Origin of the sequence: Streptomyces sp. NPDC002884 (genome assembly GCF_040295245.1) — a bacterium.
Lineage (GTDB): Bacteria > Actinomycetota > Actinomycetes > Streptomycetales > Streptomycetaceae > Streptomyces.
In genome coordinates this window covers 1-12,520 of sequence record NZ_JBEOVB010000009.1, presented here as the reverse complement: position 1 = coordinate 12,520, position 12,520 = coordinate 1, and the positions used below count along the sequence as shown (strand labels likewise).

General features: G+C 72.4%; 15 protein-coding genes and 6 tRNA genes. 12 read left to right on the top strand and 9 right to left on the bottom strand.

Features of this window, described 5'->3' with window-relative positions; all coding sequences use genetic code 11:
- Window positions 1-16 precede the first annotated feature (16 nt).
- Both sigK and ABT070_RS20085 read left to right on the top strand, forming a co-directional pair.
- Entirely contained in the window at window positions 17-583 is a 567-nt protein-coding gene (gene sigK / locus ABT070_RS20090; RefSeq protein WP_351762255.1) for an ECF RNA polymerase sigma factor SigK, read from the top strand.
- A complete protein-coding gene (locus ABT070_RS20085) occupies window positions 580-1,332 on the top strand; it encodes an anti-sigma factor (RefSeq protein ID WP_351762253.1) in 753 nt (250 codons plus the stop codon). The genes sigK and ABT070_RS20085 overlap by 4 nt, the downstream gene beginning before the upstream one ends.
- 45 nt (window positions 1,333-1,377) lie before the next feature.
- Here ABT070_RS20085 and ABT070_RS20080 read toward each other — a convergent pair whose 3' ends face one another.
- Window positions 1,378-2,742: a serine/threonine-protein kinase gene (locus ABT070_RS20080; RefSeq protein WP_351762862.1), complete on the bottom strand. Its 1,365-nt coding sequence runs from the start codon at window positions 2,740-2,742 to the stop codon at window positions 1,378-1,380.
- Window positions 2,743-3,355: 613 nt separating this feature from the next.
- Here ABT070_RS20080 and ABT070_RS20075 point away from each other — a divergent pair.
- From ABT070_RS20075 to ABT070_RS20065, 3 genes are all read left to right on the top strand, one after another.
- A complete protein-coding gene (locus ABT070_RS20075; RefSeq protein ID WP_351762250.1) occupies window positions 3,356-3,550 on the top strand; it encodes a hypothetical protein in 195 nt (64 codons plus the stop codon).
- Between the two features lie 245 nt (window positions 3,551-3,795).
- Window positions 3,796-4,731: a phosphotransferase enzyme family protein gene (locus ABT070_RS20070; protein ID WP_351762247.1), complete on the top strand. Its 936-nt coding sequence runs from the start codon at window positions 3,796-3,798 to the stop codon at window positions 4,729-4,731.
- Window positions 4,732-4,812: 81 nt separating this feature from the next.
- The gene (locus ABT070_RS20065) at window positions 4,813-5,112 is read left to right on the top strand and encodes a TFIIB-type zinc ribbon-containing protein (protein ID WP_351762245.1); all 300 of its coding nucleotides are present in this window, start codon (window positions 4,813-4,815) and stop codon (window positions 5,110-5,112) included.
- A gap of 55 nt (window positions 5,113-5,167) precedes the next feature.
- On the opposite strand, the gene ABT070_RS20060 is transcribed toward ABT070_RS20065, so the two are convergent.
- From ABT070_RS20060 to ABT070_RS20040, 5 genes are all read right to left on the bottom strand, one after another.
- Window positions 5,168-5,239, bottom strand: a tRNA-Val gene (locus ABT070_RS20060).
- A gap of 34 nt (window positions 5,240-5,273) precedes the next feature.
- Window positions 5,274-5,345: transfer RNA gene (locus ABT070_RS20055), tRNA-Val, on the bottom strand.
- Window positions 5,346-5,371: 26 nt separating this feature from the next.
- Window positions 5,372-5,443, bottom strand: a tRNA-Val gene (locus tag ABT070_RS20050).
- A gap of 1 nt (window position 5,444) precedes the next feature.
- A tRNA-Cys gene (locus tag ABT070_RS20045) sits at window positions 5,445-5,518 on the bottom strand.
- Between the two features lie 38 nt (window positions 5,519-5,556).
- Window positions 5,557-5,629, bottom strand: a tRNA-Gly gene (locus ABT070_RS20040).
- Between the two features lie 189 nt (window positions 5,630-5,818).
- Between ABT070_RS20040 and ABT070_RS20035 the strand changes: the two genes are divergently transcribed.
- The 3 genes from ABT070_RS20035 (at window position 5,819) to ABT070_RS20025 (ending at window position 8,589) form a co-directional block, all read left to right on the top strand.
- Window positions 5,819-6,871: a chorismate-binding protein gene (locus tag ABT070_RS20035; protein WP_351762242.1), complete on the top strand. Its 1,053-nt coding sequence runs from the start codon at window positions 5,819-5,821 to the stop codon at window positions 6,869-6,871.
- A complete protein-coding gene (locus tag ABT070_RS20030) occupies window positions 6,868-7,689 on the top strand; it encodes an aminotransferase class IV (protein ID WP_351762239.1) in 822 nt (273 codons plus the stop codon). Before ABT070_RS20035 ends, ABT070_RS20030 begins: the two co-directional genes overlap by 4 nt.
- A 75-nt stretch (window positions 7,690-7,764) precedes the next feature.
- Window positions 7,765-8,589, top strand: a complete 825-nt coding sequence (locus ABT070_RS20025; RefSeq protein ID WP_351762236.1) for a GNAT family N-acetyltransferase — start codon at window positions 7,765-7,767, stop codon at window positions 8,587-8,589.
- 22 nt (window positions 8,590-8,611) lie between these two features.
- On the opposite strand, the gene ABT070_RS20020 is transcribed toward ABT070_RS20025, so the two are convergent.
- Window positions 8,612-9,160 carry a DsbA family protein gene (locus tag ABT070_RS20020; RefSeq protein WP_351762235.1) on the bottom strand — a complete coding sequence of 183 codons (549 nt, stop codon included), beginning with the start codon at window positions 9,158-9,160 and terminating at the stop codon, window positions 8,612-8,614.
- Between the two features lie 265 nt (window positions 9,161-9,425).
- Between ABT070_RS20020 and ABT070_RS20015 the strand changes: the two genes are divergently transcribed.
- Together ABT070_RS20015 and ABT070_RS20010 are read left to right on the top strand one after the other, a co-directional pair.
- Window positions 9,426-9,872 (top strand): hypothetical protein, encoded by a 447-nt coding sequence (locus ABT070_RS20015; protein ID WP_351762233.1) that lies wholly within the window; start codon window positions 9,426-9,428, stop codon window positions 9,870-9,872.
- Window positions 9,873-10,051: 179 nt separating this feature from the next.
- Window positions 10,052-10,204, top strand: coding sequence for a hypothetical protein (locus ABT070_RS20010; protein WP_199825075.1), 153 nt, complete (start codon window positions 10,052-10,054; stop codon window positions 10,202-10,204).
- Between the two features lie 185 nt (window positions 10,205-10,389).
- Here the strand turns inward: ABT070_RS20010 and ABT070_RS20005 are convergent, their stop codons facing one another.
- Window positions 10,390-10,950, bottom strand: coding sequence for a CGNR zinc finger domain-containing protein (locus tag ABT070_RS20005; RefSeq protein ID WP_351762231.1), 561 nt, complete (start codon window positions 10,948-10,950; stop codon window positions 10,390-10,392).
- A 275-nt stretch (window positions 10,951-11,225) separates the two neighbouring features.
- On the bottom strand, window positions 11,226-11,639 hold the full coding sequence (locus tag ABT070_RS20000; RefSeq protein ID WP_004002642.1) for an SsgA family sporulation/cell division regulator: 414 nt from the start codon (window positions 11,637-11,639) through the stop codon (window positions 11,226-11,228).
- 191 nt (window positions 11,640-11,830) lie between these two features.
- On the opposite strand from ABT070_RS20000, the gene ABT070_RS19995 reads away from it, so the two are divergent.
- Both ABT070_RS19995 and ABT070_RS19990 read left to right on the top strand, forming a co-directional pair.
- On the top strand, window positions 11,831-12,292 hold the full coding sequence (locus tag ABT070_RS19995) for a TIGR02611 family protein (protein WP_351762228.1): 462 nt from the start codon (window positions 11,831-11,833) through the stop codon (window positions 12,290-12,292).
- Between the two features lie 78 nt (window positions 12,293-12,370).
- Window positions 12,371-12,442, top strand: a tRNA-Val gene (locus ABT070_RS19990).
- Window positions 12,443-12,520: the final 78 nt, after the last annotated feature.

Below are 12,520 nucleotides of genomic sequence, written 5' to 3'. Positions count from 1 at the left end.
CGAGGGGAGCAGGACTTTGCCGCACAGCTTCGATCCGGACGCCCGAGTGGAGGACCTGCTGGCCCGGGTGGCGGGTGGCGACCAGGACGCGTTCACCGGCGTCTACGACGCGCTGTCCGGCAGTGTCATGGGACTGGCCTGCCGGATCCTGCGGGACGTCGCTCAGGCGGAGGAGGTGACCCAGGAGGTCATGATCGAGGTCTGGCGCACCGCGGACCGCTACAGCCCCGAGCGGGGAACGCCGAAAGCCTGGGTGCTCACCGTGGCCCACCGCCGGGCGGTGGACCGGGTACGTTCCGCGCAGGCCGGCGCGGAACGCGAACAGCGCACGGGCATCCTCGCGCCGGAGCGCCCCTTCGACGAAGTGGCCGAGATCGTCCAGGACCACGACGAACAGCGGCGGCTCCACCGCTGCCTCACCGCGCTCGCCCGCCAGGAGCGAGTCCCGCTGATGCTCGCCTACTACCAGGGCCTGACCTATCTCGAGGTCGCCGACGCCCTCGCCACCCCCGAAGGAACGGTGAAGTCCCGAATGCGCGCGGGGCTGCGGCGACTGCGCGCCTGTCTGGAGGCGGACTCATGACACCTGAGGAGGACCGCCACCTGGCCATCGGCGCGTACGCGCTGTACGCCCTGCCGCCCGCCGAGGAAACCGCGTTCGAGAACCATCTCGCCGGTTGTGAACAGTGCCACCGGGAGGCCGTCGGCCTCCTGGAGACCACCGCCCTGCTCGGCGCCTCGGTGCGGAGCGTCCCGGTGACCGCGCAGGCACGCGCCCGCACGCTGCAGGCCGTCGCCCACACCCGCCAGGACCGAGTCCCGCACCGCCCACGGGCCCCCGGCCGGCGGGTGCTGCGCCTCGCGCTCGCGGCGAGCATCGCGGCGGCCGCCGTGCTCGGCGGAATCGCCGTCCGGCAGCACGTCGAGGCGGACGACGCGCGCACCCGGGCGGTCCGGGCCGAGCAGCAGGCCCGCACCGCGGGCGCCGCGATCACCGAGGTCCTCACCGCACCCGACGCCACCGTCCACACCGGAAGCCTGACCGGCGGGACCACCGCCGCCGTCGTGGTCTCCCTCGACCAGGCGCGGGCCGTCTTCGCCGCATACGGTCTTCCCGCCCTGACCGGCGGCAAGGTCTACGAGCTCTGGTACGCGGCCGAGGCGGGAGACGTCCGCTCGGCGGGCCTGGTGACCGGCAGCGCGCCGAACGGCTCCCACGTCCTGAAGGGATCGCCCGCCGACGCCGTCGCCGTGGGGATCACCGTCGAACCGGCCGGCGGCTCACCGCAGCCCACCACCGAGCCCCTCGGCGTCATCCCGCTCGACGTCTGACACGGCCCCGCCCGCTTCCCCGGCAGCCCGCGGACTCGACCCGGGTCAGTCGCCGAGCGGGCCGCCCGGCTGAGGCCGGAGCTGCTGCTGCTGTTCCTGCCGCACGACGCCGTCGCCGCCGCCGAGCCCGCGCGCCGGACCCTGGCAGCCCTGGACGACCGCGATGCCGAGCGCGACCAGCACGGTCACCACGACGAACACGAACAGCCGTTGGCGCAGCAGCCGCGGATTGGCGGGCCGCCGCCCGGTACCCGTGGTCCTAGGCCCCGGACGCCGGGCCCCGCCGCGGGACGCCGGACGGTTGCCGCTGCCGGGGCGGGTGTTGCGCGAGGGAGCCGGCCGGGCCCCCGACCGCGACGACGAGGCACCGGCACCCCGTGCGGCGTTGCCCCCACGAGCCGGCGCTGCGCCCCGCGAAGGAACCGCACCGCGCGAGGGCGGCGCCCCGTTCCGCGGCGGTGGAGTGCCGGGCCCGGCCTGGTGGCGCAGGGTGCGCTCCGGGTAACCGGTTTCGGAGAGCCGCCCCGTGGGCCGATCCGCCTCGGCCGCCCGAGGCGCCGGAGGACGCGCGTCCGCCAGACCCTGGGCCTCCCGGGTCGCGATCTCCTTCAGGCGCAGCGAGAGATCGAGGGTGCTGGGCCGCTCCTCCGGGTCCTTCGCCAGACAGGCCCGCACCAGCGGGGCCAGCGCGTCAGGTACGCCGTGCAGATGCGGCTCCTCGTGCACCACGCGGTACAGCATCACCTCGGAACTGCCGTGCCCGAAGGGCGAATCGGCCGTCGAGGCGTAGGCGAGCGTGGCGCCGAGCGAGAACACGTCGGTGGCCGGGGTTACCAGGGCCCCGCGCACCTGCTCCGGCGCGAGGAAGCCGGGGGAGCCGACCGCCGTACCGACATGCGTCAGCGTGGAGGCGCCCGTCGCCCAGGCGATGCCGAAGTCGATGATCCGCGGGCCCTTGGGGGAGAGCAGGATGTTGGAGGGCTTCAGATCCCGGTGCACGACCCCGGCCTCGTGGACGGCGACGAGCCCCTCCGACAGCGCGGCTCCGATCGAGGCCAGTTCCGCGGCCCCGAGCGGCCCCTCGTCGTTGACCTTGTCGTGGAGGGAGGGCCCGGGCACGTACTGGGTGGCGAACCACGGCCGGTCGGCGTCCAGGTCCGCCGCGACCAGCCGCGCCGTGCATCCGCCCCGGATCCGCCGAGCGGCCGAGACCTCGCGCGCGAACCGCGACCGGAACTCCTGGTCCTCCGCCAGATCGGGCCGGATCACCTTCAGCGCGACCCGCTGCCCCTTCTTGTCGGACCCCAGATAGACGACGCCCATCCCGCCCGCGCCGAGCCGTCTGTGAAGCCTGAACGAGCCGACGACGCGCGGGTCCTCGCGCCTCAGGCGCATCATCGCCATGTTCATCCCCGCTGCCCGGTCCGTGTGACGTGGCACAGCTTACGTTTCCACGGCCGTTCGCGCGCAGAGGCCGCGCCCTCTCGTACCGATCGATTGTCAGTGCCGGGTGGGGGATGTGAAGGGTGGTCAGCACCCCTGCGAACAGGCGGGCTTTGGCGGCCCGGCGAACCCAACCGCCTGTCGGGCAAGGTGGATTGAACCCGAGGCGGGTGGCCGTGTGCGGGCCGGCGCCGACGCCGGCGACGGGAGGCGGGCCCGGGGGGTGACGGCCCGCCGGGCGGGCCCGCGAGGGGTGACGGCGGCCCGGCAGGGGGCGCCCGAAGTGAGCGAAGTCACGGCCGGGCGTCCGGCCTCGGGTCCTGAGGCGGTACGGGAATCCGGCCGGGACCGGAGAGCCCCTCCGGGAAGACCCCGAGACTCAGGACCGTCTCTCCACCCAGGGGAGTACTCCGCAGGTCATGGCTCATCCTCCGGGAGGCCCGGCAATCGGTACGAGGGCATGACGCCCGCCGGCCGCCCCGCGCCTAGATTTGAGGTCAAGCGGCGGGTGCAGCACTCGTCCCCCGAGGTCAGACACCCGCCGCTGCCGACCACAACTGATCAGGTCAGGAGAGGGACCATGGCCCTTACGGCACCGCGGACGATGATCCGCACACAGGGACGCGGTACGCGTCCTCGTCGCACGGGCCGCCGCCACCCCTTGGTGGCGACACTGATGGCCCTTCCCCTGGCGGTCCTGCTCCTCGTCGTCTTCGACGGCTGGGAGACAGTGGCCACACAGGCGTCGTCCGTGGGAGTGATGCTGGGGCGCTGAGCGGCGACCCCAGGCCCGGAAGAGCGGTTCGGGCGGGGACATCCACCCATGAAACCCCGTGGGGACGGGGGTGCGGCGGACGGCAAAAAATGCAGGCGCAGCTGGGGAGCTGCGCCTGCATTGCTTTTCCCGGCGGCCCGCGACGCCCCTGCCGGCCGTCCGCGACGGCGACGGCGCCGCGACCGCGGTGACCTCGCCTGCGTACCCTCGCGGGAAGACCCGCACGCCGCCGCCCAGGGAGCCCCGTGACCGCGCACCCCCTGCTCACCGAGCTCGCCCGCCGGGCGGGAGCCAAGGCGCACGAGGCCACACCGGCCTGCCCCTGCGGCGCGGCCACCCTCGCCGACCGTCCCGACGCCACCGTCGTCCGGCATGCCGACACCGTCGCGAAGGCGCACGCACCCGACACCGACCCGGCCGGACTCACCCCGCGCCTCGCCCTGGCGGCCCGCATCCCGGACATCCTCCTGCCGCCGCTCGCACCGGCTCCGGCCGCCCTCCACGGCCGGCTCGTGACCTTCTGGCCGTACGGCACTCCGGTGGATCCGGACGATCCCGACCTGGCCCCCTGGGAGGCCGCGGGCGCCCTGCTCGCCCGTCTGCACCGCACCCCGGCTCCGACCGCGCTCCCGGAGATGCGCGGTCCCGCCAAGGCCGCCCACGCCGTGGTCCGCCTGCGCGCGGCCGGACCGCACCCCGCCGTCGCTCCCGTCCTGAGCGCCTGGCGCGCGCTTCCCGCCTGGGCCCGCGCCGAGGCCCCCATGCCGGACACCACCACCCTCTGCCACGGCGACCTCCACCTCGGCCAGCTCGTCCGCCACCCCGCACCCGACGGGCCCTGGCGCCTGATCGACGTCGACGACCTCGGCGTCGGTGTCCCCGCCTGGGATCTCGCCCGTCCGGCCGCCTGGTACGCCTGCGGGCTGCTCCCGCCCGAGGAGTGGGCCCGCTTCCTGGCCGCCTACCGTGCCGAGGGCGGCCCCGCCGTCCCCGGGGACGGGGACCCCTGGATCGCCCTCGACGTCCCGGCTCGCGCACTCACCGTGCAGAGCGCGGCACGATCCGTCACCAAGTCGGTCGCGCAGGGACGGGCGTTGGACGAGGTCGAGCAGTGCCTGGTCGACGCCTGTGCCCGAATGGGTTCCGTCCCCCCGCAGTTGACGGCGAGCCGCGCGAAGTAGGGTGCAACCGACCGCAGCCGGACAGTGTCTGTCCTGGCGGTACGCGAAACAGCACCGACCGGCGAGGAGTTGAGCCGAACCATGCAGTGCCCGAAGTGTCACGCTCAGATGCACACGTACAACCGCAACGGCGTCCAGATCGAACAGTGCAGCAACTGCCGCGGGATCTTCCTCGACTACGGCGAGCTGGAGGCGCTCACCCGCGTCGAGTCCCAGTGGTCCCAGCCGGCTCCGCCGCCCCCGGGCGCCCCGCAGGCCTACCCCGCCGCCCCGGCCGCTCCCGCGTGGGGAGCCCAGCACGGCGGCGGTCACCACGGTGGCGGCCACTACGGCGGTCACCACCGTCAGAAGGGCTTCGGCCACATGCTGTTCTCCAGCTGAACCGGAGCAGACAAGAAGCCCCCGACCGCGAAGGCGGCCGGGGGCTCTCGGTGCGTGGACGATACTGGGATTGAACCAGTGACCTCTTCCGTGTCAGGGAAGCGCTCTCCCGCTGAGCTAATCGTCCTCGGGATCACGACGCGAAGGCCGTGTGCACTGCGTGCGCGATACTGGGATTGAACCAGTGACCTCTTCCGTGTCAGGGAAGCGCTCTCCCGCTGAGCTAATCGCGCGGGTTCGGATCTTCGAACAGATCCAGTGGACGATACTGGGATTGAACCAGTGACCTCTTCCGTGTCAGGGAAGCGCTCTCCCGCTGAGCTAATCGTCCTTGGAGGTGGAGACGGGATTTGAACCCGTGTAGACGGCTTTGCAGGCCGTTGCCTCGCCTCTCGGCCACTCCACCAGGAGTGCAGGGGACCCGGAGGACCCCTTGTTCCTTCGAGCGGACGACGAGGCTCGAACTCGCGACCTCAACCTTGGCAAGGTTGCGCTCTACCAACTGAGCTACGTCCGCCTGTCGGTTCGGTCGGCTCTCGCGTCCCGGCGACGTGTTGAACTCTAGCGGATTCCCGGGCCAGTACAAAAACGCGTTTGTGCAGCGTGCTGCCCTGTGTCTGCTCGCGGACCTGGTCAGGGCCCCCGGCCGGGTCGTGCGGGACCTGCCCGGACCACCTCTCGAGTGACCCGCCATACACTCGACCACGTGCTCGACCTCCCTCCTCTCGCCCGTTTCGGCACCCGAGTCGCCACCGGCCTCCTCGACGTGACCAGCGATGTGGCGGCCCTCGACGGCGCCGGTTTCTGGGCCGTCTGCGCCGACTTCGAGGGCCGTCCGGTCTGCGCGCGCTTCGCCGAGGTGCGCGAGGAGCCCGTGCCGGCTCCCGTGCCCGGGGCGTGGCGCGGACCCTCGGCCGGTGACTGGACGTCCTCGCTCGACCGCGCCGCGTACACGGCGGGGGTGCGCCGCGTCCGGGAGCACATCGCGGCCGGTCAGGTGTACCAGGCCAATCTCTGCCGGGTCCTGTCCGCGCCGGTCGGGTCCGACGCCGACGTGGACGCGCTGACCGCCCTGCTGGCCCGGGGCAACCCGGCGCCGTACGCAGGAACGATTCGTCTCCCGGCGCACGGCATAGAGACGGCCACCGCGTCACCCGAACTCTTCCTGCGCCGCGACGGCCGGGTCGTCGAGTCCGGGCCCATCAAGGGCACCGGACGCACCGAGGCGGATCTCCTGGAGAAGGACTACGCCGAGAACGTGATGATCGTGGACCTCGTCCGCAACGACCTCGGTCAGGTCTGCGCCACCGGCAGCGTGACCGTCCCCGACCTGTGCGCCGTCGAGAAGCACCCGGGTCTGGTCCACCTCGTGTCCATGGTCCGCGGCGAACTGCGCGACGGCGCAGGCTGGCCCGAGCTGATCGACGCCGCCTTCCCGCCCGGCTCGGTCACCGGCGCCCCCAAGTCCAGCGCCCTGCGGATCATCGAGGCGCTGGAGACGGCGCCGCGCGGCCCGTACTGCGGCGGCATCGGCTGGGTCGACGCCGACCGGGGGACCGGCGAGCTGGCCGTCGGCATCCGCACCTTCTGGATCGACCGCGCCTGCGGGGGCCCGGCCGTGCTGCGCTTCGGCACCGGCGCGGGCATCACCTGGGGCTCGGACCCCGAGGCCGAGTGGGAGGAGACCGAGCTGAAGGCCTCCCGACTGCTCGCGATAGCGTCGGGAACGTACGAGGCCAAGGGAGAGGGACTGACGTGAAGATCTGGCTCGACGGCGGGCTGCAGGACACCGAGTCCGCCCGTGTCTCCGTCTTCGACCACGGACTGACCGTGGGCGACGGCATCTTCGAGACGGTGAAGGCGGTGGACGGCGTGACGTTCGCGCTGACCCGCCATCTCGACCGGCTGACCCGCTCCGCGCGCGGTCTCGGCCTGCCGGATCCCGACCACGACGAGGTCCGCCGCGCCTGCGCCGCCGTCATCGAGGCCAACCCGATGCCGCTCGGCCGGCTGCGGATCACCTACACCGGCGGCCAGGGCCCCCTCGGCTCCGACCGCGGCGAACACGGCCCCACCCTCGTCGTCGCCCTCGGGGAGACCACCCGGCGCGCCGACTCCACGACCGTCGTCACGGTCCCCTGGACCCGCAACGAACGCGGCGCGCTCACCGGCCTGAAGACGACCTCGTACGCCGAGAACGTCGTCGCCCTGGCCCGCGCCCACCAAAGCGGTGCCACCGAGGCCCTGTTCGCCAACACGGTCGGGCAGCTCTGCGAGGGCACCGGGTCCAACGTGTTCGTCGTCCTGGACGGCGAGATCCACACCCCGCCGCTCGCCTCCGGCTGCCTCGCGGGCATCACCCGCGAGCTGACCGTCGAGTGGACCGGCGCCAAGGAGACCGACCTGCCGCTGGACGTGCTGGCACGGGCCGACGAGGTCTTCCTCACCTCCACCCTGCGCGACGTCCAGGCCGTTCACCGCGTCGACGAGCGCGAACTGCCGGGCACGCCGGGCCCGGTGACCGCCAAGGCGATGCGGGTCTTCGCCGAGCGCGCCGCCGACGACCTCGACCCGTAAAGTCCCGGCCCGGGACCGGAAGAGCCCGGGAAAACAGGCTGACGCCGCTCGCCGCGGTGGGTAGAAAAGCCCCTGATGACCACGACCCTGCGGCCGACCGAGCCGCTTCAGCGCACCGCCGACGGGGCGCTCTCGCGCCACTATCAGGTCTGTGTGAACAGCCGTCCCGTCGGAGCGGTCCACCTCTCGACCTCCGCGGTCTTCGGCGCCGAGGTCGCCCGGATCGCCGACCTGAGCATCGAGGAACCGGACCGCGGGCGCGGCCGGGGCACGGTGGCCGCGCTGGCCGCCGAGGAAGTGGCCCGCGGCTGGGGATGCAAGCGGATCGAGCTCCGGGTGCCCGCCGACGCGGAAACCGCACTGCGGCTGGCGACGGCACTCGGCTACGTCCACCGCAATCGCGGCATGGAGAAGCCTCTGGGCGCCATCGCTCCCCGGCTGCCCGAGGGCAGCCGGGGCAGGCCCATGACGGAGGCCGAGTACCTGCCCTGGCTCGAACACGGTGTCGCGTCCTACGCCCAGGACTTGGCGGATCGCGGAGTGCCCGAGGACGAGGCGTGGGCCAGGTCGCGGCGGGACCACGAACTGCTGCTGCCACAGGGCCGGGCGACGGAGAACATGCTGTTCAGCGTCCTGGAGCAGGAGGGTGAACGGGTCGGCACGCTCTGGGTGGCCTTCATCGGCGACAAGGCGTTCGTGTACGACGTCGAGACCGACGAGGCCTTCCGCGGCCGAGGCCACGGGCGTTCCCTGATGCTGCTGGCCGAGGCCCGGTCGATCGAGGCGGGCAAGCGCGTTCTCGGCCTCAACGTCTTCGCCGGCAACACCCCGGCCGAGCGGCTCTACGAGTCGCTCGGCTATCTGCCCGTGGGTTACTCGATGTACAAGAACCTGCTCTGAACCGGCCCGCGCGGAACCCGTCTCACGCCTGCTCGGCCAGCAGCCGGTCGGCGATCTCCTCGATGCGCTCGCGCAGCCCCTCCTGGCTCTTGCCGCCGTCGAGCCGTTCGCCGCCGATGACGTACGTCGGGGTGCCGGTGACGCCGATCGCCTTGCCCTCGGCCTGGTCGGCGTCCACGATCAGGATGTGCCGTCCGTCGATCAGGGCGGTGTCGAACTCCTCGGCGTCGAGCCCGAGTTCACCGGCAACCTCGACCAGGAAGGGTTCTCCCGCCCGGGTCAGCTCCTCGACCCGGCCCAGCACGGCCTCGATGTACGGCCATCCCCGGCCCTGCTCCAGGGCCTCCTCGGCGGCCTGCGCGGCGGCGAAGGCGTGCTTGTGCTTCTCCAGCGGGAAGTGCCGCAGCCGCAGCTCCAGCCGGTCGCCGTACCGCTCGCGCAGGGCGCGCAGGTCGTCGAGGGCGCCGCGGCAGTCCGGGCACTGGAGCTCGCACCAGATGTCGAGGACGACGGCGGGACGGGCGGCCGCCGTGCCGGGCGCGGAGGCGGAGGTCGGGGACGAGTCGTTCATGACACCAGTCTTCCAGCCCCGACCCCGGCCGCCCCAATCCGGACCGCCGGCCGCCCGGACCCGGAGCTCTCGGCCGGGACCGCGGGAACGACCCGGGCCGGCACCTGCGGAGGAGCCGACCCGGAGATGTCCCTGATGTCCGGCCGGAGCATGGCCCGAGAGCGGTGCACAGGTGCAGGATGGAAGGGACGAGGCGCGGGCCGGCCGGCCGCGGTGCCGAGTCGACACGACCTCTGCCCGAGTGAACCCACGCCTGGAGGACCGGATGATTGCCGAGACCGTCTGTTCCGCCGCCGCCGTGGCCGGCCTGGGCATCGCGGTGGTCACCGCCTATCGCAAGCGCTTCCTGGCGGCCGCCCGCATCGCCGCCTACGCCCTGGTGCCGCTGGGCCTGGTGATGACCGGCGTCGTCGAATGGATCGCCGACACCGCCTTCAGCCCGACGGCCTGGGCGGGCTTCGCCGTGCTCGGCGCGGCCTGGGCCCTGTTCGCGACCACCCGTGTCGTGGAGCGCCGCCGCGGCGGCACCCGCAAGGAGCGCAGAGCGGCGGCCCGCGCCGCGCAGGCCGAGGCGGTGGCCCCCGCCGCCTCAGCGCCCTCCCTGGGCCAGGCCTCCCGTCCGGCGTCCCGTCCCGCGGCCGCACCCCGCGCGACCGGTGGCTCCGAGGACTTCAGCGACATCGAGGCCATCCTGAAGAAGCACGGCATCTGAACCAGGGCCGATCACCCGTGCCCGTGGGGTGGCCCGGCGATTGAAACGACACAGTCAGACCGACCGTGCGCGGAAGTGATCACGGCCCGACAGCGACGTCATGGAATCCGGTGCACTCCCGCTCAATCCGGGCGCGTGATCGCGCGAGGGGCGTCACCTGCGTCATCATCGCCCGCGAGATGCTGGACACGACACAGAGCGACGCCGCGCCGAAGCAGGACGAGCCGCGCGGGTGCCTTTTCGCCCTTTCCCAGCCACCGCTGATGATCTTTCTAGCGGTGATCGGGTGTCTGCTGCTCATGGCTTCGCTGCATGATCTGCTGCTGCTCTGAGCCGTACCCGCGGTCCCCGGCGTCACCCGCCGGGGCCGCGTCGGCATCGACGGACGTCACGAGGCACCAAGGGAGCGCCGAGGGCGCCGAGGGGGCACCGAGGGACGCCAGGAGACGTCGAAGACCTCGAGGCCCGCGTGGAACTCAGCGAGGGACCCGAGGGACCCCTCGCGGCGGGGCCGGCCTCAGCCCGCCGCCTCCTTGCGGCGCGCCCGGTAGGCGGCCACGTGCAGACGGTTGCCGCAGGTACGGCTGTCGCAGTACCGGCGGGACCGGTTGCGGGACAGGTCGACGAAGGCACGTCGGCAGTCCGGGGCCTCGCAGCGGCGAAGCCGCTCCTGCTCCCCGGCCACCACGAAGAACGCCAGTGCCATGCCGCAGTCGGCCGCCAGATGGTCGGCGACGGAGGCACCGGGCGCGAAGTAGTGCACATGCCAGTCGTAGCCGTCGTGATCCGTGAGGCGTGGCGTGGTGCCCGCGGCGGCGACCAGCTCGTTGATCAGTGCGGCGGCGGCCCGCGGGTCCGACGCCGCGAAGATCCCGGCGAACCGCCCACGGATCTTGCGCACCGCGGACAGGTCGAACTCGGACAGCACGCCGACGTCACTGATCTCGTGCTTTCGTACGAAATCCGCGAGAGCGGAGACATCCGGCAGCGCGTCCGGAGCCGCGTCCTCCTCCGGTGCGGTGTTCACCAGTTCCACCACGGCATCGAGCGCACACCGGGTGTCGTGGGTGATCAGCACATTTCGCTCCCTGGCCTGGGGGTCGGGCGAGCGCCCGCCGATGCTGGCCGATGGTAGCCGCACCGGGCGGTCGGGCAACGGCCACTCGTGGACCGGATCCCCGGGCGTCCGACACCGGGAGGCCGGGGGAGTCCCGCCCGCACGTGCCGCACGCACGCCGACGCCGCCCCACGGGAGGCCCGTGGCACGGCGTCGGCGCATGCCCTATTCGGTTGTCCTGGCCCGAGCCGTCTCCCCGAGTGGACGGCGCCGGGCAGCTCGGTGTGAGCCTCGCCCTAGCTCTCCGCCAGGATGTGCGAGAGCTCCTGATCGAGATCGAAGTGCCGGTGTTCCGTGCCAGGGGGCACGGCGGCGTCCGTCCGCTTCAGGAAGGACTCCAGGGCCCGCGCAGGGGCCTCTAGCAGTGCTTCGCCCTCAGGAGAGCTCAGGGCGATGCAGACGACGCCCTGACCGTGACTGCGCGACGGCCAGACACGGACGTCGCCGGTGCCCGTGGGCCGGTGCAGGCCCTCGGCGAGCAGGTCGCGGGCGAACACCCACTCGACGGTTTCCTCGGCACCGGTGTGGAAGGTGGCGTGCACGGCGTAGGGGTCGGCCGTGTCGTACCGCAGGCCTGCGGGGACAGGCAGGGAGGACTCGCTCGACACAACGAGGCGCAGGTGCAGCTCGCAGCTGACCGTGGTGTTCATAAGCGCCAGGGCCTTTCGCTCAGTGTGCGCTCGGGGATTCGCACGTCGGCGAAATCGACATGCCACCTACGGTGCCGTTGTAAACCCCTCTGAGTGTTTTGCGTGCCTTTACGTAACTCTTCCGGCCGACAGTGCGTTCGCCCGGTACCACCATTCCGGTGACCGGATTCTCTCGGGTAGGGTCAGGCTGTATGAACACGGGGAGTGACGAGTCGGGCGAGGCAGTCATGGCGGCGGAGAGGTCGAAGCCGGGCGGTGCGGCGGAGGAGCAGGAGGCCCAGGGTCTCGGCTCCAGGGCGCCCGAATTCGTCAAGGCACGCCGCATGCTCCACCTGAGCTGGCAGGTCGGGGTCTTCGTGATCGGCCTCGCCGTGGTGGCCGCCGGCATCGTCATGCTGCCGCTGCCCGGTCCCGGCTGGGTGGTGATCTTCGGCGGCATGGCGATCTGGGCGACCGAGTTCGTCTGGGCGCAGCTGGTGCTCCGCTGGACCAAGCGCAAGGTCACCGAGGCGGCCCAGCGCGCGCTCGACCCGAAGGTCCGCCGCCGCAACATCACCCTGACCGCGATCGGCCTCGTGATCATCGCCGTTCTGACGGGTGTCTACCTGTGGAAGTTCGGCGTCGAGATGCCCTGGAAGATCAAGGACCAGTGAGCCGCCGCGGAGGCGCGGGGGCGGGCCGGCCGTGGTCACGGCCACCCGCTGACATGGGGTAATGTTCTCCCTGCGTCCGGGCGATTAGCTCAGTGGGAGAGCGCTTCGTTCACACCGAAGAGGTCACTGGTTCGAACCCAGTATCGCCCACCCGGAACGTCGGCCCGTCTGCGAGAAGAAAAAAACCCCGGACCCGGTAGGAGGCGCGGTGTGGGGCGGGGCCGGGGC

Bases quoted from the DNA above. Each gene is read 5' to 3' on its own strand.
- ABT070_RS20025 (WP_351762236.1), top strand. From the start codon at position 7,765: ATGACCACGACCCTGCGGCCGACCGAGCCGCTTCAGCGCACCGCCGAC.
- ABT070_RS20015 (WP_351762233.1), top strand. From the start codon at position 9,426: ATGATTGCCGAGACCGTCTGTTCCGCCGCCGCCGTGGCCGGCCTGGGC.
- ABT070_RS20075 (WP_351762250.1), top strand. From the start codon at position 3,356: ATGGCCCTTACGGCACCGCGGACGATGATCCGCACACAGGGACGCGGT.
- ABT070_RS20020 (WP_351762235.1), bottom strand. From the start codon at position 9,160: ATGAACGACTCGTCCCCGACCTCCGCCTCCGCGCCCGGCACGGCGGCC.
- ABT070_RS20010 (WP_199825075.1), top strand. From the start codon at position 10,052: ATGCTGGACACGACACAGAGCGACGCCGCGCCGAAGCAGGACGAGCCG.
- ABT070_RS19995 (WP_351762228.1), top strand. From the start codon at position 11,831: ATGAACACGGGGAGTGACGAGTCGGGCGAGGCAGTCATGGCGGCGGAG.
- ABT070_RS20000 (WP_004002642.1), bottom strand. From the start codon at position 11,639: ATGAACACCACGGTCAGCTGCGAGCTGCACCTGCGCCTCGTTGTGTCG.
- ABT070_RS20085 (WP_351762253.1), top strand. From the start codon at position 580: ATGACACCTGAGGAGGACCGCCACCTGGCCATCGGCGCGTACGCGCTG.
- ABT070_RS20065 (WP_351762245.1), top strand. From the start codon at position 4,813: ATGCAGTGCCCGAAGTGTCACGCTCAGATGCACACGTACAACCGCAAC.
- ABT070_RS20080 (WP_351762862.1), bottom strand. From the start codon at position 2,742: ATGAACATGGCGATGATGCGCCTGAGGCGCGAGGACCCGCGCGTCGTC.